The sequence below is a fragment of the Vibrio jasicida CAIM 1864 = LMG 25398 genome (assembly GCF_000400365.1).
Classification (GTDB): Bacteria; Pseudomonadota; Gammaproteobacteria; order Enterobacterales; family Vibrionaceae; genus Vibrio; species Vibrio jasicida.
In genome coordinates this window covers 181,954-206,231 of sequence record NZ_BAOG01000003.1, presented here as the reverse complement: position 1 = coordinate 206,231, position 24,278 = coordinate 181,954, and the positions used below count along the sequence as shown (strand labels likewise).

17 protein-coding genes and 2 tRNA genes are annotated in these 24,278 nt (G+C 42.3%); all 19 read right to left on the bottom strand.

The window, feature by feature from the left end:
* Nucleotides 1-26: 26 nt before the first annotated feature.
* The 19 genes from VJL_RS01005 to VJL_RS00910 all read right to left on the bottom strand — a co-directional run bounded on the left by VJL_RS01005 (nt 27) and on the right by VJL_RS00910 (nt 24,222).
* Nucleotides 27-1,436: a tetratricopeptide repeat protein gene (locus tag VJL_RS01005; RefSeq protein ID WP_038874866.1), complete on the bottom strand. Its 1,410-nt coding sequence runs from the start codon at nt 1,434-1,436 to the stop codon at nt 27-29.
* A complete protein-coding gene (locus VJL_RS01000) occupies nt 1,436-4,234 on the bottom strand; it encodes an ATP-dependent DNA helicase (RefSeq protein ID WP_038874863.1) in 2,799 nt (932 codons plus the stop codon). The genes VJL_RS01005 and VJL_RS01000 overlap by 1 nt, the downstream gene beginning before the upstream one ends.
* A gap of 496 nt (nt 4,235-4,730) precedes the next feature.
* Nucleotides 4,731-6,104 carry a restriction endonuclease subunit S gene (locus tag VJL_RS00990; RefSeq protein ID WP_038874858.1) on the bottom strand — a complete coding sequence of 458 codons (1,374 nt, stop codon included), beginning with the start codon at nt 6,102-6,104 and terminating at the stop codon, nt 4,731-4,733.
* Entirely contained in the window at nt 6,104-7,690 is a 1,587-nt protein-coding gene (locus VJL_RS00985; RefSeq protein ID WP_038874854.1) for an N-6 DNA methylase, read from the bottom strand. The genes VJL_RS00990 and VJL_RS00985 overlap by 1 nt, the downstream gene beginning before the upstream one ends.
* Nucleotides 7,691-7,761: 71 nt before the next feature.
* Complete coding sequence (locus VJL_RS00980; RefSeq protein WP_038874849.1) at nt 7,762-7,998, bottom strand: hypothetical protein; 237 nt, start codon at nt 7,996-7,998, stop codon at nt 7,762-7,764.
* Nucleotides 7,999-8,034: 36 nt separating this feature from the next.
* Nucleotides 8,035-11,598, bottom strand: coding sequence for a type I restriction-modification system endonuclease (gene hsdR, locus VJL_RS00975; RefSeq protein WP_038874847.1), 3,564 nt, complete (start codon nt 11,596-11,598; stop codon nt 8,035-8,037).
* Nucleotides 11,599-11,822: 224 nt separating this feature from the next.
* Nucleotides 11,823-12,164, bottom strand: coding sequence for a hypothetical protein (locus VJL_RS00970; RefSeq protein ID WP_038874843.1), 342 nt, complete (start codon nt 12,162-12,164; stop codon nt 11,823-11,825).
* Between the two features lie 117 nt (nt 12,165-12,281).
* Complete coding sequence (locus VJL_RS00965; protein WP_160167702.1) at nt 12,282-14,165, bottom strand: EH signature domain-containing protein; 1,884 nt, start codon at nt 14,163-14,165, stop codon at nt 12,282-12,284.
* A gap of 142 nt (nt 14,166-14,307) precedes the next feature.
* Nucleotides 14,308-14,964, bottom strand: coding sequence for an OmpA/MotB family protein (locus tag VJL_RS00960; protein WP_038874840.1), 657 nt, complete (start codon nt 14,962-14,964; stop codon nt 14,308-14,310).
* Entirely contained in the window at nt 14,964-17,045 is a 2,082-nt protein-coding gene (locus VJL_RS00955; RefSeq protein ID WP_038874837.1) for a chemotaxis protein, read from the bottom strand. The genes VJL_RS00960 and VJL_RS00955 overlap by 1 nt, the downstream gene beginning before the upstream one ends.
* Nucleotides 17,046-17,052: 7 nt before the next feature.
* Complete coding sequence (locus VJL_RS00950; RefSeq protein WP_038874834.1) at nt 17,053-17,391, bottom strand: hypothetical protein; 339 nt, start codon at nt 17,389-17,391, stop codon at nt 17,053-17,055.
* Between the two features lie 22 nt (nt 17,392-17,413).
* On the bottom strand, nt 17,414-18,499 hold the full coding sequence (locus VJL_RS00945; protein WP_038874831.1) for a hypothetical protein: 1,086 nt from the start codon (nt 18,497-18,499) through the stop codon (nt 17,414-17,416).
* A gap of 1 nt (nt 18,500) precedes the next feature.
* Nucleotides 18,501-19,211 carry an OmpA family protein gene (locus tag VJL_RS00940; protein WP_038874828.1) on the bottom strand — a complete coding sequence of 237 codons (711 nt, stop codon included), beginning with the start codon at nt 19,209-19,211 and terminating at the stop codon, nt 18,501-18,503.
* A gap of 2 nt (nt 19,212-19,213) precedes the next feature.
* On the bottom strand, nt 19,214-20,989 hold the full coding sequence (locus VJL_RS00935) for a membrane protein (RefSeq protein ID WP_038874825.1): 1,776 nt from the start codon (nt 20,987-20,989) through the stop codon (nt 19,214-19,216).
* 429 nt (nt 20,990-21,418) lie between these two features.
* Nucleotides 21,419-22,390: a hypothetical protein gene (locus VJL_RS00930; protein WP_038874822.1), complete on the bottom strand. Its 972-nt coding sequence runs from the start codon at nt 22,388-22,390 to the stop codon at nt 21,419-21,421.
* Nucleotides 22,391-22,689: 299 nt separating this feature from the next.
* Nucleotides 22,690-22,766, bottom strand: a tRNA-Val gene (locus VJL_RS00925).
* Between the two features lie 46 nt (nt 22,767-22,812).
* A tRNA-Val gene (locus tag VJL_RS00920) sits at nt 22,813-22,889 on the bottom strand.
* A 179-nt stretch (nt 22,890-23,068) separates the two neighbouring features.
* A complete protein-coding gene (locus tag VJL_RS00915; protein WP_009697431.1) occupies nt 23,069-23,407 on the bottom strand; it encodes a hypothetical protein in 339 nt (112 codons plus the stop codon).
* Between the two features lie 152 nt (nt 23,408-23,559).
* Nucleotides 23,560-24,222 carry a DUF2726 domain-containing protein gene (locus tag VJL_RS00910; RefSeq protein WP_005439975.1) on the bottom strand — a complete coding sequence of 221 codons (663 nt, stop codon included), beginning with the start codon at nt 24,220-24,222 and terminating at the stop codon, nt 23,560-23,562.
* Nucleotides 24,223-24,278: the final 56 nt, after the last annotated feature.

Here is a 24,278-nt window from a genome sequence, read left to right as displayed (position 1 = left end):
TATTAGCGCCCTTGAAATAGAGCTTTCTATACCCTTGTTAGCTTTATTGCCTTCCAGCTATAACGAGATTTAACCTTATCCCATGTCATCACGCGTAATGCCTTCACCTGACTTTGTTCTGGAATATCGCTGATAACAAAAGGTGGAATGAAAGTATCTTCTACAAACCCAAAACCTTTGGGCGCAATCCTTAGTTCCCCTTCTATGTATGACACATCGTCAATGCTAACGTCTTTGCAAGGCTCTGATGCCACCACTTCAACCTCACCCTCTTTTTGAGCCAGTGAGAGTTCTACGTAACTGCCGACTTCAGGCTTAATTTTCGCCTTATGAGCCCCCATTCGTACGGAGTGTGAGGTCGATTTATTAACAAACACATGGAAACCTTTACCAGATTTGTGAATGTTCTCGACTAAACCTTTCACCTTAGTCACAGGGCCATGAAGGTAGTCAGTGGCATCGCTACAAATAGAGTTTAGGTAGGCATTAAGCTGACTTTGGTCGACCGTATCGTCATACCAAGCACTTTGCGACAACTGAGCTAACTCTGGCTTAACCTTCCAACCATTAGATTGGTAAGTTACAAGCGCAGTTTTTACACACATAGAAGCTTCAGCTGTACGTTGGTGTTCAACAAGTAGTGGCACTATCCCATTAAGTAATCGAAGACTGAATGTAACGTCATGGGCAGATACGATACCTTTCGCAAAAAACTTGATCGCTAGAGCTTTATCTTGTGAACGATAGGTCGCCGCGAGAGCTCCCCAAGCCCAAGACTCTTTAGTCTTTTTTCTGAGGATTGGTAGAATCAGTGCTCGAGCCTGTTCAAACTGCCCAGTAACAATCAAGCACTTTGCATAGTCATAATCTAACCACACTAGGTGCTTTGTATCAGCGACCGCAGATTTGGTGAGACTGATCAACTCAACTACTCGTTGTAAGTCGATTTGCCAATGTTTATGAGCACGCAACCATGCCGATGCAATTTGCCTTGTAGACGATAACATTAGACTCGGGACTTCGCCCTTTTCAGCTTGAAAAGGTTGCTTTGATTCATGATCAAACAGTGCCCCCTGCAAACGTAACACGCAGTGAATCAGTGTAGGGAACCACTCAATATTTTTACGAAACTGAACTAAGAGCATCTTATATTCAAGTCCACCTGTCGGTATGTCCAAGTTCATAATGGTTTGGAGTAAATTTTCTATTTGCTCGAATTCAAAATCTGTTGGTCTATGGTTTCCCGATGATGATGCACGATGTGTAATCCTCTCTTGCTGCTGCTTAAGAAATTCGTAACAAACCCAAAACAGAGCGCCTTTCAAATACGCATCTTGAGGATTACTCTCTAACGCTTGAAAACCGACATTCCACGCTTCTTGAAGCTGTCCCGACTTTCTGAGGTTTGTGACAGTACGGAATGGCTGCTCTGACATTATGACTGACTCCAGATTTCTGTAACTGTACTTAATAGTGTTTTAGACCCACTTAGTTGAGGCATTGGCATCACTTTTTTAAACTGTTGTTTACCGTTGTAGTAGAAATCAACTACTGCACTTTCGTTGTTGAGAGAAAACGTATAGCGTTGATTCCATGGCTTTTGATCAATGTCTGCAACCTTAATCCCATGTGGGGAAAAAACATCACGTACGCGTTGATAAAAATCAGACAAAAAATCTTCATCAAAGTGGAAATCACCTTTAGTAGCAACGGCTGAGCTATTTGCGACTGTGCTACCAATAATTTTGCCAAACCGAGAATCAAGGTCAGATTGAAGTTCACCCTGCCCCTTGAGTTGCATCGAAGAAATTTTATTTTTGCCGTTATAGTTGAAGTGAGCTTCTACAGTGCTATCCCCAAGCTGAAGAAGGTATCTCTCTTGGTATTGATAATGGCGTATATCAATAATTTCTACTTGCGTCCCCTCCAGACATGCTTTTACTTGCCCTAACAAACCGATTAATACTGCTTGCCCTTCTCCAATACCAAAACGATTTAACTCTTCACTATCGATAGCAACAGGTTGAATCACAGTATCAGGCTTCTGCTCACCAATACCGTTTCCAATAATCACTGGGCCGCCACCAATCTTAATCTTTGGCTGATTTACCACATACAAAGTTTGGGAGGTTCGAGTAATTGCCGTGTATAGCCAACGAAAGTAATCTAAGCACAGTGGCGCATGATGAGATTTACAATTAACCAAAACATGCTCCCATTCGCTACCTTGGGCTTTATGACAAGTAATGGCGTAACCAAACTTAACCTTGAATGCGTTTAGGTATTCATCCGTTCTTCGAGCATGAATTAATTGCTCTTCATACCCTTTGCGAGTTAACTCTGGATGGCGGTTCAAGAAATCAACGTAAAGAGCTCTGGATTCATCAGCAGTTAACGATGGCTCATCGCTATACAATAGCTTTTCCATCACCTTCGCTCTAACAATCTGGGGGTTGTTGAATTGATTTCTAAACACTAGCTCAACATCGCGGAATGCCAGTTCAACTGTGACTTTTTCTGTTTTGCCATCCACTTTTTTATTAAAAGTGACTAGCCTCGACTCCACACCAGAAAGCACTTGTCTGATTAAGCCGAAGTCACCATTAGTCACATCGATATCATCTCGATAATGGTTGGCAACTGAGATAACTTTGTCTCCGGTGCACAACTCCAATTGCCCAGGAAAGAAATAATCACGACATTGTTTGTTGTAGCCTGCCACGATGCGATTTGAAGAGCCAACCAGCATCACCTCTTTCGTTTGAGCAACTGAACCATTACATAACTGCATAAATCGCTGAACAATTTGGTCTGCCTCGATGGATTCAACGTCTGGCTTTGCTAAGTCAAAATCTAACTGATTGAACACCTTCTTCTCGATGGCATTTCTCAGCATTGTCGCATTCCCTAAGACCCCACTTTCGGACTTCTGTCTCACTACCTCTCTAAGGGTCTCCTCAACGGTCTTTAGTTGATACTCATCGGATAAGTACTCATTCGACAATGCTGGGCTAAAATTCATTCCTACAGGGGGGAGCTGTGCGTGATCACCAATAAAGATAACCTTTCGGCGTACCTGTGCCTCTGCGCTGCCATTAGACTTCTGAGAAAAATCGATAAGATCTTTCAGCAAAAAACCTGAACCAAATTGCAAATTTTCAGTGCACGAATATATGTCTGCAACCATCGATGCTTCATCGACAATATAAACTGTCTCTTCACCGCTAAAGTTGGGCTTTAAAGACGCAACAGGCAAACGGTCGTCATGCTCATCTCTCAGGTAACAATCTCGAAAATCGTAGATTGCACTGTGTATGGTCGATGCACTATGCATCGTCTTTTCTGAAAGTACTTTCGCTGCCTTACCCGTAGGCGACAACAACACACAATGCCTGCCTAGGTTGGTTAAATAGTTTACTACCCCTTTGGTGATAAAGGTTTTACCTGTACCTGCATAACCGTGAAGAATAAAAACATCTGGCTCAGGTGAATTAATGAAGCTTTCAATTGAGTTAAGCGCTCTTTGCTGATCATGAGTAAGAGTGATCCCAGAAAACTCATCATGAATAGAGACTCTTGCCCGCGTTTGATCCATCTTGAGGTCAAAACTGCTGACCGCTTCTTGACCTGCTCTCTGAAACTCTCGGATCGACGCTCCAGAGATTTCGCTTGATAACTGTCCGGTACGACGCTGCGTTAGCTCTTCTTTTAACTGTGCAAGCTCGTCTTCAGTTTGCTTAAGAATGGCCGCTCTTTCATTAAATTTGCTTTGCAGTTTGGAGTTATCTAAGCGTAAGCTCTCTAAAACCTCATCACGACAGATAGGAGCTACAAAAGCCGGAACAAAGACATAGCTACCTTGCATCGTTTGGATAAACCAACGTCCAATCAAATAGCACTCTTCTAGAAGCCACAGAACATCAGAGGCCGTCAGTTCGAGTTCATTATGAACCGCCTTGTTACCTTGTTTCCTCACTGCATGCAGTTTACTTAAGATTTCTTGAGGGACTGCTTTCTTAAAACTTTCACTTTGCAAACGTTGAAGAAGGGATTGATTCGGTTCCACTTCAAGCTGGAGGTGGTGAAATATGTGTTCTACCAACAACTCTGAAAATGCTCTCAGCTTAAAGGCTGCTGTTTGCGGGTCACGATAAATGTTGTTTTCAGCTTGCTCGCCCAGTTTTTGTACTTTTGGGTAACCTGAGCTTAGAAAAGAAAAATTCGAAGATTTCACTCACGAACTCCATTGAAGATAACTTAATCAATATGTTTGAAGCAGTAACTCGAGTGGTCAAGCTACTAGTGTTTCTAGCAACATTTAGATTGCACCGAAATGCACATCGCTATTATAAACACAAACAGTATGACATTCCAATTATGGGTAGATAGAATTCTTGACCAAGAACAAATCAGATTCAGTTTTATAGAATTCAGCTCTACTTATGACTTAGAGAACTGCGCTCTTGTTGTTCGATCTCACTTTTCAGTTTCTCGATTTCTTTGTTTCCTTTATGTCGGATGTAAAAAGCAGAGAAAATATGGCATAGCACTTTGATTAAGTTGCAGACAATAGAGAATAAACTAAACACAATTGATAAAAGACTTTTTACAAGCTCAACGATTAAGTTAAACAGTGTAGATATTGCTTTAAACATATAAAAACCTCAGATGACAGGCACTAAAAAGGGGCTCTCGCCCCTTTATTAAAACAACAAAGTAAAGCTCAGAACTTACGCGCTTTTTGCGGCTCTTTTCTTAGCCGCTTCGGCTTTTTTGGCTGCCTTGGCTAGGGCTTCAGCCTCTTTGCGAGCCTCGGCAATGCGCTCTAGCAGCTTGTCGGCTGGCTCATCGTTTGGATCTTGATCCACCAACTCACCTCGGAAGGCTTTTGCCAAGATACTTTGGGTTAGGTTATCTACCCTCGCCTGCGCTTTTTTCACTTGCGCTTCGATAGTGTCAGCGAACGCAAAGTATTGGTCAACAAGACGAACGATTTCTTTTTGTTCTTCTATCTTAGGCAATCGCAACGAGCAATTTTTCACATCAGTTTGGTTGATACTCGCTTGATTAACTGCCAGTTTCGCGTTTTTTCTTAATTCTTGAAGACCAACAATACTTCTCAAGAAAATAGTTACGAATGCTGGTAAGGCTTTCTCTGTATCAATTGACATGCGCATAATATTGCTTTCAAAAACAGCGCGTTCTGGTAACTCTCGTACTAAGGCGCACTTTCCTAAATATTCGATACTATTTACACGGTTAATTAAAACATCATCAACATTAACTCTGTATTTACCAACTTCTTGCTCTTCTAGATCGACACGCTTAATTGTTTCCCAATCAACTAACTCTCCATCATAAAAACTATCAATTCGGAAGATTTTTGTACCGTCACCATAGAAACGAGAAGGTTTATATAGCCCATTCTGTGGACCATCTTTCAATAACTCGCCTAATTTCACCTGTTTGCCGAAAGGCTCAGACCCGACACCACGCCACTCTTCCGTCAACTTCCCCGACACCGCAGAAGCGAGTACCGATTGGCGGAAGCGTTTTAGCAAGTCTGGGATGCCATCTAGGCGGGCTTTGATGGTGTCGACCTGTGCCAATACCTCATCGAGTTTTTTAACGATGCGTTTTTGTTCGGCTAGAGGGGCTAGAGGAAATTCTAGAGCATTGATGACTTCAAGCCTAACCCCTTTAACTGTAGTACCTGTACCCAACGACTCAATCTTCAATCCTTGAGAACGGTACCAATATTCGAAGTAGTAATCATCGACATCTCTATTGACGAACAAGGCCTTCAAGTCTTGGTTAATCGCAGAATCAAAACTTGCACGAACTATTTTTCCTAAACTCATACGAGTGGCAATAATCGGCGTTCCAGCAGGAATAACATTGGTACTACTATTATCAATAGCTTCTTGGGTAATATGATCAATGGTGTCAGTAAGATACGACTTATTCATATCCTTCACTGTCATCCAAGGGATATCACCTTCATAGTAGGAAGGAACTGATTTACTCGGTGTCCCTCCTCCTACAATCTTGTCTACTACCTCATTTAAGAGAGTAGCTTTCCACGCCTTCGGCAATTCACTCATTATTCTGCCTCCGGCTTTTCTGCCAAGCCAAAAGCTTCTTCAAGCAATTGCTTTTGCCCTTCTGCCTCATCATTCGCACCAAGCGCTTGCATTAATTGGTAGATCTCAGACATAGCTTCGGTCAGCTCTGCCATTGCTTCCCCGGCGAGCACTTCTGGCTCTGGCAAGTTTTCTGCGCTGGTAGCTTCGAGGTCTTTTAACCAAGAGATATCTAGGCTGTCCCCTTTTTGGTCGCGAATGTAATCACGACTAAATTTACGGAAGCGCGCGTTTTCAAGTACATTTTCTACCGCTTCTTCACCTTCGGCAAAGATGTTACCGAGCGTCTCGTAAATACCTTCTTCACGAGGTGATTGACCGTTTTTATCTGTGCCATAAGCATTGATAAATGCTTCAAAGTGCTTTTCAGTCAGCGGACGACGTTTACCAAAGGTGTTCATGTTGGTACGCATATCGAATACCCATGTTTCCTTGGTACAGCCTTTATCTTGGTTCTTGTTCTCTGGCGTGCCTTTTTGGAAGAAGAGTACGTTGGTCTTTACGCCCTGAGCGTAGAAGATACCCGTCGGCAAACGCAAAATGGTGTGCAGGTTACACTTGTCCATCAGGTCACGGCGAATATCGGTACCTTTACCGCCTTCGAATAACACATTATCAGGAATTACCACCGCTGCACGGCCGCCTGGCTCTAACGCATCGTAAATATGCTGCATGAAACATAGCTGTTTGTTACCCGTTGGGTGAACAAAGGTACGAGTGATGTTGGTGCTTGCTGCGCTACCAAACGGAGGGTTAGTTAAAATCACGTTTGCTTGAGGAAGCGTTTCACCTGCACTGCCTAATGTGTTTCCAAGGCGAATTGCGCCCTCTTCTGCATCACCTTCAATGTCATGCAATAGGCAGTTCATCAGTGCTAGACGGCGCGTTTCTGGTACTAGCTCCAAACCAACAAAGGCTTTGGTCATTTGGAACTCTTGATCATCATCGTCTAGATCATCTAAATCGTTGGTTTGTGATTTGATGTATTTATCCGCTTCAATCAAGAAACCTGCCGTACCTGCGGCTGGATCTTGGATTACTTCACGAGGTTGAGGTTGCATCACTTTGATGATGGTGCTGATCAGTGAACGCGGCGTAAAGTACTGGCCCGCACCCGATTTCGTCTCGTTCGCGTTCTTTTGCAGTAGACCTTCGTACATGTCACCAAAGTCATCTCGACTCTTGCCAGTGTCACCGTCAAACCACTCTAGTTTGTCCATGTTATCAACGAGTTCAGTCAGCTGAGCAGGTTGAGTAATGGTGGTGTTTACGTTTTGGAAAATCGCACGAACAATGGCATGGTCGTCAGCGCCAAGCTGAACCAGCATGTTACGGTAGAACTGGTGCTGCTCTTGGCCTAGCTTAGCTTTTAGATCTGCCCAGCGGTATCCCTCTGGCAACAATTCATCTTCTTGGCCCGTTTCTTCACACATTTTAAGAAACAGTAACGACGCCAATTCATTTACGTAGTTTTGGTAAGACACACCGCCATCACGTAGGTTGTCACACAGTTTCCACAGTTTGGCGACCAGATCATTATTGTTCATGCTTGTTCTCTTATTTGTTCTTACAGTTAAGCCTGTTCGTTAACTGCTAAAAAGTGCTTAGTTGTGACTGATTAAAGCCCTGTTGTGTTGATGTCGATATTTGAAATACCAGAGTCAATAGAATCCAATTTGTTTTCAATCGTATTTAAGCTGTCATACACCACCTTGGCGTAAGAGTGCTCTTCAACCCAATTTAATTCTTTATTTATATCTTGGACTTCTGTTTTGATGTCTGAAACGGTTTCAAGTATTTGTTCGTTAATTGCAATCAATTTCTCTAACAAGTATTCAAGATTTTCTGTGCTCATATTTCGTCATCTTATTTTGGTTTGAATATTACAATTTTACGCGGGCTCGTCCCACATAAACTCGTTGAATTGGGTGAGTATGCTGTCTAATTCATCATTAAAGACGTTCATAAGCTTACGTTTGCCACCTTTACGCTTGTAGTTACCCGTTTTAAAGGTGTCATCGTCGAGTACCACTTTGTCTTTAATGGATGACGCTAAGCGATCGAGCCAGTTAAGCTGCTCGTCACTCCACTCTTTTTGGGCTTTGATTTTATCTAACGCTTGATCTACTCGATCTTCAAAGGGCAGCAATGCATCACCAATCGCCGCTTGTCGAATGTGACCAATTAGGCGCGCTGCCACATCTTGGTTTTTGGTCTCTTTCCACGCTTTTTTCAGCGTTGGCTCATTAAAGTTTTGTGCATCAAACCACTCTTGCAGCTCTAGCAGACCTTTACGAGTTAAGTCTCTTGGGCGATTGATGATTACATCTAATGCTTCTTGTTGGTTGGATGATTTGTCCACCAGCGCATCAAAGGCTTCTAAGAAATCTTGGGCAGTTTTATGCTCGCCATACACGGTTTCTACTCGTAACAGCGAATCATCCACATCGGTAAAGATTGGCATATCACGCAAATCGTTGATCTCTTGCTTTAGCTGCTCTAAGCGGCCGACCATATTGGTCACCTTGTTGAACACTTCTGCCGACCATTTGGGACCTTTTTGTTTGAGTGTTTTCGCAAGGCTCGCAAAGTTACAGCCTGCTGAGTCTTGGCAAATCTCATCAAAACGTTTGATTTGGTTATCTATCTCGCGTGATTTAAGACGGCTAAACTCCGCGTGGCTTGAGATGCGTTGCAGCTTGGCAACCAGTTGTTCGTGACTATGCTCGGCGAAGCTGCGACCATCCGCCTCAATGACCTTATAGGTTTCAGAATCCGTAATTTCGTTAACCAAGGTTTGCAGCTCTACCTTTGGACGAACCACGACTGGGCGCATGGTATCGACACTTTGCAATGTGGAATACAGGTCAACCGCATCGAAAATTTTGAATGATGTTTTACCTACTGCCGGGCATAAGCGCGTCGCACGGCCTTTCATTTGCTCATACAAGATACGGCTACGCACTTTGCGCATAAACACTAAATTACAGATACTTGGTATATCGATACCCGTTGTAAGTAGGTCTACCGTTACCACGATGTTCGGTAAGCGCTCTTTGTTAAAGCGTGTGATCATCGACTGGACTTTGGTGGAATCTTTGTCTGAATCACCGGTAATTTTGATGATCGCGTCGTGTTCAAGTTCAGGGTACTTAGCCTTAAACGCGGTTCTCAACTCTTCGACCACAGAGTCGGCATGAGTGTTGTTCACGCAAAAGACTAAGGTCTTTTGTGGGCTGGTTGGGTCGATATGGTTAACCAACTCTTCACAAACTACTTTATTGAAATTTGAAGCGATGAGCGCACGGTTGAAATCCGCGACTTCAAAGCCTTGTTCGTCATCTAAGGTGTCATTAATTAATTCACCTTGATTAGAGAGTCGCTGAACTTCGGTACCTTGAGAGAGATACAACCCAGATTCACTGAGTTTGGTGATGATGCGGATTGGCGGCTCTTGATCGGTTAAGTACCCATCGATTACGGCTTTTCGGTAGCTATAGCGATAAACAGGTTTCTTCTGCTCTCCACCGAAGATATCAATGGTGTGCAACGCAGGTGTCGCGGTTAACGCAATTTTTACTGCATCGAAGTGATCGATAATACGGCGATAAGAAGAGATAAAGTCTTGTTCGCTTCTGAATTTCTCTTCCCCTTCTGTTTGCTCTTTATCAAGAATGTAACCACGGTGCGCTTCATCAACAATAATGCAGTCGTAACGCCCTACTGGCATCACTTCATCACTTTGTAGCGTGCGCTTAACGAGAGACTGAACAGTGGCAACGTGGATCTTAGTGCTGTCTTCTGGGAAGCGATCCGTTAACCCTTTTACATTGAAGATCGAATTAAAAGTATCCCCTTTGATGTTGGTATCTTCGAATGAATCTAGTGCCTGTTTACCAAGAGATGTGCGATCGACCAAGAACAGAACGCGCTTAAACCGCTGAGACTGAATAAGGCGATACATTAAGGCAATCGCAGTACGTGTTTTACCCGTGCCCGTGGCCATAGCCAACAGGATATCTTGCTGACCATTAGCAATAGCTTGCTCAGTCGCTTGTACCGCTTCTTCTTGGTAGTAACGCAAACCGAGGTCACTCATGTCTGCATTTCGGCTAAACCAGTTATTGGTTAGCTGATCGTCACTTTCTAGCTTGGCAACTAGCTCTTCAGGTCGGTGCCATTCAGGCAATGCTTTGGGCATATTGGTAGCGTGGCGAACGTCACGATACCAGATACCACTTTTTGTTTTCGCCGCCGCTTTATAACCACGACCATTGGCAGAAAAGCAGAATGGAATTTTAAATTCTTGCGTTTTAAGCGCAGAGGAGCCTTGAGAGTCTGCCCACGAAGGTAAGTACGTAGGTAACGCTTCAGCAACTTGATCGAGTTCATCTTGGCCGTTAGCGGCTTGCTGTAATTCTGAACGCAGAAAATCGTTATCAAAATACTTACTATAACGGTATGCCTCGGTCAGCTTCGCTGAAACATCTTTGTTGCTCTTCTTCGCTTCAATGACGCCCATAGGCTTTAGACCGACAAACAATACGTAATCAGCAAAACCTGTTTTACCGGTTTCATCTTTGCCTGTTGGCCACTCTGCGATTGCAATATTGCGACCAACTTGTGGCCTTGTACCATTGGCAAAATTTAGCTTTTTACTGTCTGCATCCCAACCGGCCTTGCGCAGCTGGTTATCAATTAGATAGCGGGTTTCGTCTTCACTTAGATTTAGAGGGCGTGACTTCGCCTCTTCGATGATCTGTTTCTTATAAGCTTTACGTTCGACTTCTGTCTTCTTAGATAGCTCGACTTCTTGCTCTTTGAGTTTCGCTTCTAGTGCGCTAATGCGAGCTTGAGACTGTTCGTGTGTTTCTTCTTGCTTACTCTCTAAAACGGAGATGTAGCCGTTCAGCGCTGTCAGTTTCGCCTGTTGCGCTTCTAACTCGGCTTTCGACTGTTCTCTCGCTTGGCTTTCGCTTTGACGAGCTAATGCCAATTCATGTTTTAGCGACAGCACTTCTTGTTCAAACTGGTCGCCATTGTCTGAGCTTGGCAAAACAAAGTGAGGCACAGGAAAGTCGTATTTCTTGGTGACAAGTCGGTAATACCAAACCGCAATACGAAACGCAAAGCGCAAGCACATTTCAGCATCTTGGAGATCGTCATGATATTCATGGACGGCTTGGTTACCAATTTTACGCAGCTTATGGAAGACATTAAGAATACTGTCATCGACAAAAGGGATTTTGCCTAGTTCACGTAGGAGTTCGTGTTGGTTCTCAGGAACTTCGATATCTAGCAGCTTAGCTAAGTGCTTGGCTGTCGCTTCACCAAAGATACGCAGTTTAACTAACGTGGTGTTTGGATCATCTGGATAGTTTTTTTCTGCTGCGCGAGCAATAGCGTACAAGAAATCGTTAACGCCTTTGAGGAATTCGAAGTTTGATTTTTGCATTAAATACCAACCGACTCGTCGTAGTTTTGCATGTAATTTTTATTGGATAAATCGTATCTTACAATAAAAACCTCATATAAAACGATGAAATACGCAGCACACGACCCATTAGTTTTTACAAGATGTGACCATTGCTCACATGGCTTCTTTTTTATTCGTGCAATTGCACAATTTGCGTTCAAGTCAGAGTGCTATAAACGTCCATAACGCCAAACATCCCTAACCTAACAAAACGGGTCAAATAAGAAGCTCAACAGCTCATTGAGTTCTCGTTCTGTTTTTATCTTGGCACGGATAGCCGCATCACCACGCTTTAAACCTGGAGAAGCGTACGTGTTACTGTGCCGACCCTTGCCTTCTGAGTACACAACTTTCTCACAAGAAAGCTCTTCCAATGCGTCCATATTGTGAGGGAGCCAAACCAAGGCGTATTCGCCAGTGCTAGGCTGGTCTATTTGCACAACTACACCAAAGCCTGAGGTAATGTCCCATGCCAATGCTTTTTTCGTTTCTCGCGTTGGCACGCCCAACTTTTCTGAAAGTGCTGTTATCGTTTTGTTCTTCACCGCTTTATCTCATTGAATTTGATCATTTGTGAATCCTACGACATGCATAAGAAACTGTGAGTTTTGTAAGCTTGTGAAAGTAAAGGCTCAATCGTAATACATGACAAAAAATGCCTACTAATATGGTATTTTCAATTCATCTAGCAAAGCTTTGGCTTTAGGTAGCAATGGTTTAAGCATTTTATCCGCACTGGTGGTGTTACGACGCTCTAGCTCATTAAGTAAAATCATAATGTTCGCTGCGTTGATTACATTTTGAGTTCGGGTAAAGAAGTAATTTACCTTATCTAATACTCTTACATCGCTCCAATGCTGAAGTCTCTCTTCCTTTGCCATTGCAGCTTCTTGATTCTCAGGTATATGTGTCTCTACTGCTGACAACAGCCTCGCCGCTAAATCACTAGGGACAATGTTGAACCTTTTAGCTGTTTCAAGCGCCACTTCGTGTCCTTCAGAAGCCGCCTTAGCAATCCACTTCTCACCATATTGCCTTTTCTTGGGTGTTGATTCAGAACCAAGCATCAGTTTTTGACCTAATTGCCACATAGCTTCTGCATTGCCTTGGTTCGCTGCCTTCATAATATACAGCTCATGATCTTCATCATTCCCGAGCTGCTTCGCCACTTGAGCTTTGGATAAGTAAATATTACTTTTTTGACGTAAACCTGACTGCTCGCCATATTTAGATGTCTTAAATTCAGTTTCCCAAAAATGTTCCACCCAACGCTCTAGTTTCCTAGCCCTTTCATCCAGATAGCTTTGTTCAGGCTTTGGCAAACCACGAGTTTCACTGTAACTATTAACGGCTGGAGGTAAGCCTTTGAAATAAGGAATATCGGGATTTGGTAACAGCTTAAACTTGGTCCGCAAAAGTTTTTCACAGAAGTACTGCCACGACGTTAAATGGTCATGAACATCGAGCTGCGACATTTCGCGTATAGCTTCGATGGTCAGCCCTGGCGTTTCAAACAAGCGCTTAGCGTTCCACTCTGTATTCTTGAAAAAGCGAGTTTCGCTCAGATCTCCTCTCAAAAACTCAACGGCGATAATTTTGTCTAGCTCAAAAATCAGCACTTCGCATTGATAAACAGATTTATCAGACAACGCCTCAATTTGACCAGAGGGTGAATACCCTTGGCTCATCAGGTATTGAAGAGTTTGCGTAGGTAACAGTGCTCTTATTCGATTAAATCGAGCGCTATAGTTAGACCAAAACATAGTTCGGCTATGAATCTGCCTCGCTTCATGCTCCTCAAACTCAAGGTTCTCTTTGCCATGATCTGACGTTAATAATCTAGATATACTCTTAAGTTCGTAATAGCTTGAAATGTTGAATTTCTTTTTGAGTATGCCTTTAGTTTGTTCAGACAAGGAGTACCAAAAAGAGTCATCACCTGTTGGTAAGCATTTTTCTTCGAGAATGTCTTCGACGTGCTTACCATAATCAAAGTCTTTGAAGTGGTTGATAGCGGTATCGCAAAAAGCCAACTTATCATTGGTCGTTTTTAGGCTACGAAAACATTCTTGCAGCCATAAGTCCGCTGCGCTAGTAAGCGGCCTCGGAGCGGCTTTAACTAGCTCAGATGATAAATGACGTTCATACGAGTTCGCTTTAGGAAGGCGTAGATACCTCACATAGCTCCTAGGTGTTCGATTGTTATCAAAGCAATATTGACTCATTGATTGATAGCTTTGACTTCTTATTGCTTGAAGCCAATCAATCTTTTTCCTTTCTAAGTCTTCAAGTTCAGACACACCCTGAACAATATCCATACTTTGGATCAAATCGGGGACAATAGACGTTGGCTTGCCGTCAAGTGCTAGCGCTACTTTAAAGAACGCAATGTCTCCCAATGCGACATTGGTACACATTGCATACCAAATAGCACGGCAAGCATCGTTAACCTCACTCGCTTCGAGATCATTCCATTGGCTCTGGTTATCTACTGCATCTAGCCATTCCAAGATTGAAATTTGCTCGCTTTTTCCTTGGTCAACCAATTGGATGATCTGTTTTATCGTTTTGGGAGGGAAGCTCGGTAAGTTACCCTTTAGATCACCCATGTTGTAGAAATCATCAAATGACATTCTGTCGAGGCTATTTGCGCCAGGGACGACAGGCTGATTAAAAGTAAAACCTTTATTACTCAACTGATTTCACCTCAGAGAAATAACCTAAGAACTCATCGTCTTTAAACTGGAATCTGAATTTCACTTTACGGTCTGCCGGATCTGTCGCTTCTTGGTTGGCCTCTATTGGTCCACGACCTGAGATCATCGCTTTATCAAAAAAAGGAAGTTTATGTTCAAAATCCATACTGTTTATGTACTTCGCTACACTATTTGCTCTTAAGACGCTAAGCTCCATATTGCGATCAAATGAACCTTCTGAACTTGAATGCCCCTCAATCACAATGCGGCTTACTTCATCAGACGTTAGCTTAGATTGAAATATCACGTCGGAATAAATAGGGATAAACTGATCGAGAAACGCTTTGCCAGACGGCTTCAAGCTGTACTCGTTTCTATCAAATAGAATTGAATCTAAAATTGAGATATCACCAGTTTCAGAGTTAGCTTGAACTTCAATACCCGCCCCCTCCAAAGCGTCATTAATGCCTTTAATGATAACAACTCGGGTGGTTTGGCTATTTTCATGAACTTCCGAGATCTGTACTAACGCACTAATCAATAACAATGCAAAGATCATCAAGAGTACGGACATCAAGTCGCCTATCGATAACCAAACCCCAGACTCTTCAGCGTCGGCTGTTCGCGGGCTTGTTCTTAATCCGCGCATTACGCTTCCGCCCTAGCAACAGCTCGCTCATCAGCCTCAAACTCTCGACGCTGTACTTGAGAGTTAATCAAATAACCTGCAGCTTGCGATAACTTGTTATGAATAGAACTTGCTGCTGTATCAAAATCACCAAAGAAGCTTTCAAAACTTTGGTTCGCTCTTGTGAAATATTCATCCATTGCTTTAGGTAGGTTTTCGGTAACATCATTAAACGTAGCTGCCGCTTTTGAGTACTCCAGTTTAAGCTGTCCAATCTCTCGACCCATGGTACGCGCTGCATCTTGGAGCTCAGCCATTTTCGAAGCTTCATTCAGGCCAATAGCTTTAGCGACTTGCTCAATCGTTTTCGCTGACTTTTGTAGTTCAGTGTGCTGAGCCGTTAGTTCTTGCAGCAAGTTGTGACGAGTCTGATACTCACTTTCAAAGACTTTACGAAAGTTTTCGACTACGCCATTTAAACCATCACGTTGCTTACCAAGACTCTCTTCTAATAACGTGTTTTGTTGGCTGAAGTAATTGGTTAAGTTTTGCTGATACTGTTCGCGGAACGCTTCTAACTCAGTTTGTACTGTTTGTGACATTGAAATCACTTTCTTATCAATATCACCAAGCCCTGAAATCAACTCATCTTTTGCAGATGACATCAGGCCACTCGCCTCTTCGCCTACCTTTTCCAATACTTTGGTTTGGTTATCAAAAATGTCTTGTGACTCTTTCAACAAAGAAGCGATTCGACTTTCAACATTGTTGAATAGTGCTTGCTCTACATTTTGTCGTTCTGAGAGCGCTTTATCCATTGAATCTTTAATACCTTCGAAAGCGGAAGCTGCAGTTTCTGAGCTATGTTCAAAAGCAACACGCTGTTTATCCATTCCCTCTGTTGCACTGTTTAGCATTTGCTGAACTTCGTTAGCAATTGCTCCCATGGCGCCTTGGGTGTCGTCTTTAAAGCTACTTAAAATATCTTTTAGCGACTCAGCAAAACCTTGGAGTTTAACCATGGTTTCTTGTTGGAATTTGTCGATGGTTTCTACTGTTTCAGCTGTGCGCGTCATTACTTGTTCAACGTTGCGGTTGAGTAGCTCGGATACTTCGTTGTTTTTCTCTACCGCGCTCGCCGTTTTCTCTAGTTCTGAAACGACAGGTTCGATTAGCTGAGTTTTCATCTCACCGATCATAAGCTCCATCAGTTCTTTCTGATTTTGCTCTTTTATATCTTTAAGAAGTGAAAGTTCATTTTTGATACCTTCTAAAGCTGGTGACATTTGTTTTTCGATTGACTCTGTCACTGCTGCTGAAATCGTATTCGCTATGATTTCACCATTAAATGATTGCCCTAAAGCAGACAATTGAGTAACAACTGAGTCCATGCTCCCACCCAGCTTCTCCATTACAAGCGCAGAGTTTAGCTGAGCATCGATCACTTCTTGTTGGTTTTCGTTGGAGATGTTTTTCAAATACATGATTGGGCTAGCTTCTAGATATTGGCTAGCAATTACGGCGATAAAATCACTCTGTTTTTTCGCGATCGTACTCGAAGACGCCTTCATAACAGCCATAAACACAGCAGATAGTGACAGGCCAACCAATGACGTATAAAAGGCTGTTTTCATGCCTTCCAATAATAGCGCTGCTGATGCTAAAAGAGCTTTTGATTCACCAGTCATGGAGAACTCACTCAGACCCAGAGTGATACCTAAAAATGTACCTGTGATACCTAAACTCGTAAGAAGTGCTGGTACTAATTTGTATCGACTAGCGTCAAAGCTTGGCAGCATCTGTGTTACTGGAGATTTAGATAACCACTTGCCTTGTTTAGACTCAACTAAAAGCGACTCACCTTCAACGTCATAGACTAAGTGATCTGTCACCCAAACTAATTCATCTTTACTCAATTGAGCTATTGGTAGCTGACCACCAATGAATCTGTCGCTAAGCGATGCTATGGAAGATAGTCTATTTTTCTCATCAGAGTTGGTCTTCCACTCTCTGTAAAGAAAAAAGATAAAGCACACTATAGTTGTACCGATGATCACTGCAGTCACGGGTTCGCTGAATAAATTCAAAATAAATTGAAACATGATAAGCCTATTGATTTAGTAAGTTTTGTAATTCTTGGGGAGTAAACAGCTCTTCAGCGATTCTTATCGGAAGGTGCTCAGCATCGGTGCGCAATGTGTCATTAATACGTATAGGGTTCCTGAGCCTGACGCTATACATGGCCTCACCATGGTCATCGCTGTCAGTTGCCACTTTTAAATAGGCGTATTCTGGGAACTCACGTAGCAAGGTTGCTTGCAACGATGACTTTGTATCGCGAAAAGATTTTGTAGCAACAAAATCGTTTCCAAATTCATCACGAGATAGTTTCCATGCATGATTGATGGTAATTATTCTTTCGAGGATCTCATCAAAACGTATTCTCAAGTTATCTCTCCTAATACCAATCCTACCAACGTAAATTCCCTGCTTGAGATCTGTAGTCTGCTAAAAACTCATTGGCTGTGAGCACGTGCCAACCTTCATTGCTTGCATCTTCAATATCATTCGCTGATATAGCAATGCCAAACTTGTGCTTAGGCCATGCTAGTTCAATTTTTGCCGCTAAGTCACCGAAAGAATCAGAGATATAGAACCCGACTTCTGGCAATGTTGTTCCAAAGTCTTTACAAGCATGCAAAACACCATGTAAGCCTGGGTCAGCAAAATCAAATAGGCTTTGCCAATTACCTAGATCTTCTAGTAATCCTTGCTCGTTTCGTAATTTGTTAATTAACTGCCTTTCTGAATGACTTACTGCCATATGCGAGTGCATAGGTTGTTTACTGTGACAATCTATACACAAAGCTTTAAGGTTTTTGGGACGGTTGTCAGACTTCACCCCACTTACATGGTGCACATGAAGAAGATGGCGATGTGAACGAAGATTTACATCACATTGCTCACAAGTGAAATCCTTATCAACACGATAATGTGAAGAAACTTTTGTCCAGTCTTCACTGTACCCAGTTTCCGCTGTCTCTGCCTGACGTGAAGGCATATGAGGGAAGAAAGAGCTGTATGTTGCGAAGAACTCTCCCATATCAAACTCGTTGACAACGGATTGAATGTTGGTCGTTGTATTACAGCCTTTATAGTTCAGCATTCGTAAGCAGTTCTGACAAACCTTTAAAGGCGCTTTACGTTCGCCATAAGCTGTAGCAATAGTAAATTCACCAGAGGTGTCATTAGTTACAACATAACGTTCGAACCTTCCATTAGCCCGCATTCCCTGGAGAGTACGGCAATCAGCTACATGGAAACGCGCAGTTGTACCATTATCTTTAATGTATAAAGAAACGTTACGCCCTTTATAGCTAAGTAGGCCAGAGTCAATATCAACATCTTTGAGCTCAACGTCTTTACCTTTAGCCAGCTCCAAGTCCAGCTTTTCAATACTGGTTTCGACAAACGCTAGATTAAACTCGCCTTTCTTCTTGGGCTCCATTAACTCAATGGCAGCATTTAGGTTTTTGAAGCTAATATTCAGTTTCAAGTTAAACCTCTTCCAAGATCTTACGAATTTGTTCTTCTGCGTTAGTTATAACGCGGAAAGATACACGTCGAGACTTCTGCTCATCTTCATTACCAAGTTCATCAAGCGTCAACTTTGATGAAGAGTAACCAACCGCAGCTACGTTCTGTTTAACCCAATGGTAATGTTCGTCAACAACAGGCTCCAAGCTCATGATGTAACCTAGTACCGCTCGCGTTCGTGATTGCGATAATCGCATATTGTTGAAATACGCCTCATAATCTGTCGAATCGTGATTCCATCGACTAGAAGTGTGGCCTTCTATCTTGATCTCTTGAATGATTGGCTTATAGCTATCCAGAACCGACAGATAACGAGGAATGAAATCATCTAAGATCAATTGAAAGTTATCATTTAGATCGGCTCTACCGTTTGCGAACAGTACATCAGGAGCAGTAAAGTTTACGCTCAATGTCTCTCGATCTATCTCAGCCCCCCACTTTATCAAATCTTTTTCGAATTCTTCGTAGAGGGCAACGTAAATTGCTTGTTGGGTTTGTTGATAAGTTTCAGCAACTTCTTTAATTTTGTCGCGCTCGACCATTGCATCTCGCATCAGAGCAACGGAGATGAAAAGGAATACCATCATCAAACCTGCCATTAAGTCTGATACCGACATCCAATGCTCACCGCTGTCGCTGTGCTTTTTCGAGCTTCCGAAAACCTTATCCATGATTACACAGCCATTTTGCTAGTCGTGACAACGTTGTTCATTTCACGAACAAGTTTTTGGTAATCACGAGTGAACTGTTGAGTGATCGTTGCTAAAGCTTCACCCATTTCACTCATGGTACGGTTAATCTCTTGCTGCATTTGAAGGTCAAGCACTTCAACTTGCTTCTCTACCGCGCTGCCTGTCTTACCAACAGAGTCTGTAATTTGGTCTTCTAAACTATCAAAGGTTCTACGCACCGCTTGAGCTTGTACCTGGAAGACATCTTCTAACGTTGTTTCTAGACGTTCATGAAGCTTAGAAATAGCGTTTGTTGTTTCCTGCTGAATTTCTTTAGTGCTTGCCAGAAGCTCTTGGTTTGCTTCTTTTAATACTGTTCCCGTATCTTTTGCATCATCTTTAATCTCAGCCACTAGAACACGAAGCTGACTATTTAGCTCAACAATAGAGTCTTCAAGCTGTTGCTTAATTTGTTCAGCGTTGTCTGTGAGGTAGGTTGCACTATTCTGAAGTGCCCCTGAGGCTGTTGTTACGTTGTCCGTAATATCGTTAGATGCTTCAGCTAAACGGCCACCAATTTCTACTGCTCGACTCTCTAGCTCATGTGAAACCTTAGTCGCGCCTTCCTCAAGGTTAGTTCGCATTGATTCAACACTCTGGTTCGCAGTCGCACTAAAATTATCAATGATCTTTTGAGATTCAACCAACATTGACTCGTAGTGCGTTGAGGCCGCTTTTACTGAGTCACCAATTACTGCCATTGTGGTATCCATTTGCTCACGAATCTGAGGCATAGCTTCAACAGCCTTATCTCTCAAGTCTTTAAATGCCTCAAGTCTGTGTTCTAACTCGGTTACCTGACCATGACCTAGTTCCATAACTTGATGCAACTTCTCCATTGTTACAGGAATTGCTTCCGCTCGCTCATTGATGTGCGCTACAGATTTCTCAGTGGATGAAATTGCATCAACGCCCAACTGGTATTTGGTCGCCATATCCTCGAGTTGATGGCGATAGTTTTCTTGCCAATCGACTAATTTCTTCACAGATTCATCCAAACGCTTAAAGTTCTCACCAAATTGCTCCGTCAACTTCTCGTTGAAATCAACAATTACTTCTTTTAGAGCATTGATTACTTGTTCTGTTGCAGACTTAGACAGAAGTTCACCGAACTCATCCATTTTCTTCCATAGTGTGCTCTGGAATTCAGCATTACGCTCTGTTGTTTGCTTAAACTGGTCGTTTAATGTTCTTTGACCGTCATTAATGTCTGTTCTGAGGTTCTTAATTTGTGAGGTCAATGACGAATCCTCGTCACCTTTAATCGCAGATAGCAACTCATTCGAAGCGTGTAACTGCTCTATAGAAGCCTTCAGTTGTTGTGACATAACTGAGAAGATTTCCTCAGGACCTACAGACTTCGTTTCTTCGCGTTCTTTTTGAGGAATTAAACCTAACGCAGCTTTATAAAAAATAGAACCAGCCATACCTGCTAAACTTGTCAGGAATGCAGTCTTTAGGCCACCAAGTAGTGATTCGATACTGCCATCAATGTTTTGGGGATCGAAGTCCATCAGACCAACTACGATGCCTGCAAACGTACCAAGAATACCCAATGATGTTAAAATATTAGTTGTACTTGCAGTAAAGCGTGGTGCTTTCCCTAATATTGCCAATAAGATCGAACCAACTAGCAACAATAAAATAAGGTAGATAAAACCATTTGAAATGGACTCTGCAGAAAATGAAGCGATAAGTGATGCTAATAGTTCGGTCATATAAGTAATTCGGTAGTATGTAATTGGACGGCAGCATTCTATATTAACAGAACGCCATTCTCAAACATTCAAATGGAAGTTTAATAAAATATCTATTTGCACAATGATTTGGATCATTTTTATAAATAAGAGAGCTAGCAAGGTTATTTAATTTAATACACCACGTGAATGAAATGTAACGAAATCAACACCAACTTTAATTTACAAAAATATATTAAATAATTTGATAACAAATATAATTCTAACTATTCAACTTCCCTAATAAAGCTAACTAGCTCATCAAACATCGCTTCTAGGATGCTAGGCATCACAACAACTAATTGTGTGGCAATACATCGAATCAAGTTCTGTACCATGATGAGCTCCTTGGCACGAATCTAATAACTATCGCCAACACTAAACAGCTAGCGATAGTGTGATTGTTTGGGTCTACGCGGCTTCTAAACGAGAAATAATAGCCTCTAGAGGCAGATCTTTATCACGAATCAGTTCAACAACTGCATCTATATCTTGTTCACGGTTCAAAGCTAACGCGTGGTTTAAATCGTCAATTAGTGTTAGAGCTTGTACTCTAGTTAGTTTACGCAGCGAGCTCACTCGACTATCTGACGACATATCCATTAACTCTGCTACGGAGTCTTTATCTTGTTTCACAGGATGGGCTGTACTTGTGCTTTTCTTGATCTTTGAAACAACCAAATTCTCTACATTCGGCACCGCTTTCGACGAAGAATCAATACTTACAACGCTCTTAGCCCTAAACTCTCGAACATCAAACTCATTCATCACTGTTTCTACAGGCAAAGGTTCATAACTCTTCTGGTTGTATTTGTTTTTACTTACTAAGAGCTCAGAGTAGTAAGCAATTGTTGGCAACATGAAATTCAGATGCTTCAAAATATCTTGCTCAATCCCTCTCATCTCATTTCGTTTGATATACACGCCGTCTTTACGTGCTTGCAGTGCGAATGAGATGGAATGCTTCACTACGTCTAAACGGCTCTCGTTGATATCGCCTAGCTCCTGAGTTTCTAAAACACGAGACTCTTCTTGAGATTTCAAGATAGGTAGACGTGTACGAAGCGATTTGATACACCCCTGGATTAATTTATCGTTCGAAGACCTGATTGAATGAACCTGTTTAGGTTTTGACTGAAAGTCGTCTTTTTTAACTTTACTTGCTCTAAGCTCACGCTTTACTTCCGCCATAAAGTTATTAATTGATTTACAGTCAGATGGAGTCGAACCGGTAAAAATTGGCTTTGGTACACCATCGATAAGCACTTTAAGATGATTCGTCTGTGTTCTTTCATAAGAGAAAGGAGTGTCGGCGCCAAGCAAGTCATTTAGAAATTTAATGACTCGTTTTTGATACTTGCTGTAAACGGATGACTTACACATAAAGGCCTCTCAATTGATATCGTTTTGTTGAAAGGAATTTTATGAAAGGCTAAGCCTTGAGTGGGGTTTATAAGCTTGCGAAAAGTATTTTCCTGAACGTTTTTACTGTGTTGTTGAGTTTATTTAACGGCTTAGTGGCTGATTCCATGAACCAAGTGACTATTTGCACTGGGTACATATATTCAATTTGCGTCAGTTATTGTAAGTTGCGACAGCTCAAACTCACAATTCAAACGGTTCAGATACAACAAAGCCCGCTAAAATAGCGGGCTTTGCGTTTGTTCACGAAGAACTAAATTTGGTGGGTCCGACCAGATTCGAACTGGTGACCCCTACCATGTCAAGGTAGTACTCTAACCAACTGAGCTACGGACCCAAATTTTATGTTCGGCATACTTTGGTTTTAGTATGGCTTTAAGGAGTGGTGGGTCCGGGCGAACTCGAATCGCCGACCCCTACCATGTCAAGGTAGTACTCTAACCAACTGAGCTACGGACCCATTCCTTAAGAACGAGAAGGATATTAGCTATATCCTATGAGGGGTGCAAGCATAAATTCATTAACTTTGAATCGTTTGGCGAAAATCTAAACTCAACACCCGTTTTCAGACGATTTTATCGTCAAGCCGCAACTTGAGTGAGGTTAAAAGTGTGATCTACTTAACTTTTGTGTTTTGGGTTAATTGTCGTAAGGCACTTCACTGAGCATCCAAATTTGCAAAACTTGCGATACGTTTGGGCAATCGCCAAACAAAATTTGGTATTTAGGCTCAAATGGTTCACCAATAAACGTCGTACGTATCAACTTGCCCGTTTTTAGATCCACCTGAGTACTGACCCGCCCTTTAAAGTTCTGGAAAATCGCAAACTGCTCACTGTGGTAAACCATCTGCTCACGATAAAACAAGAAATGGTCCTGAGGTGTATCAGTTAATTGGCATTCTAGTGGTTTGAGTGACTGCTGTGCATGACTACTGAACGTGAGTAGCAGCGCTGAAAGAATCCATCCATATCGCATAACGCTTCCCTATTCTTCTTTCTTTATCAAAGTATAGGAGTTACCAGAACGGATGTTGCGAAGTGCTGTTCTTTGTTCAATGGTAAAACAAAAAAGGCTTCAACCAATCCAGTTGAAGCCTTTCTCTATTTCAATATCTGGGAGCGAATTGTTTATTCGTCTTCGGTATCAAACACCACGTTGTAGTTTTCTGTGTAGGTACAGTTTGGCTGACGGCTACAAGTGAAGAAGCGTCGGCCCTTAAACTCACCTTGGCTTGCTGTTCTGATGATCATCGGACTGCCACACTTTTTACAAAAGCGGACTTCTTTATCTGGTTCAATCAGATCAATGTGCGCTGCCAATAAACGACGTAGACGCCCCACTTGATAACTGTGTTTTACCGATGCGCCAATCAAAGGAAGGTTCGCCGATTTACACACGTGCATCAGCAGCTTTTGGCGCTCGACTTTACCTTTATGCAGCTGCTGACCGTTATCAAGCTCAATAATGACACGTGGTTCAAGCGTTCTAGGGTCGCAGATAACGTAATCAAAGTAGCTGCGTGAAATCCGGTTACTGGCAATGAAGAACTGCTTTTTGTTCTTAATCTCTTTTGGTGCGATCAGCGTTGCCATGTTTACTTTGGCAAACACCACTGCGTGATCACCAACCGCCGCTCTCAAGGCATTAAAAAACGCCCCTTCTTGCCCTTTTAATAACGGACCTTTCGAACGGTATGGGAAGTCTCGCGTGTCATCGTTTTTGATCACGTACTTTTGAATGATAAAGAAGAAAACAACAAGTAGAACAACAATGATAAAGATGTTGGTCATAGATAAAGTGCGCCCAAAACAACTAGTTGCTCAAAGCCTAAATGGAAATTTTAGCC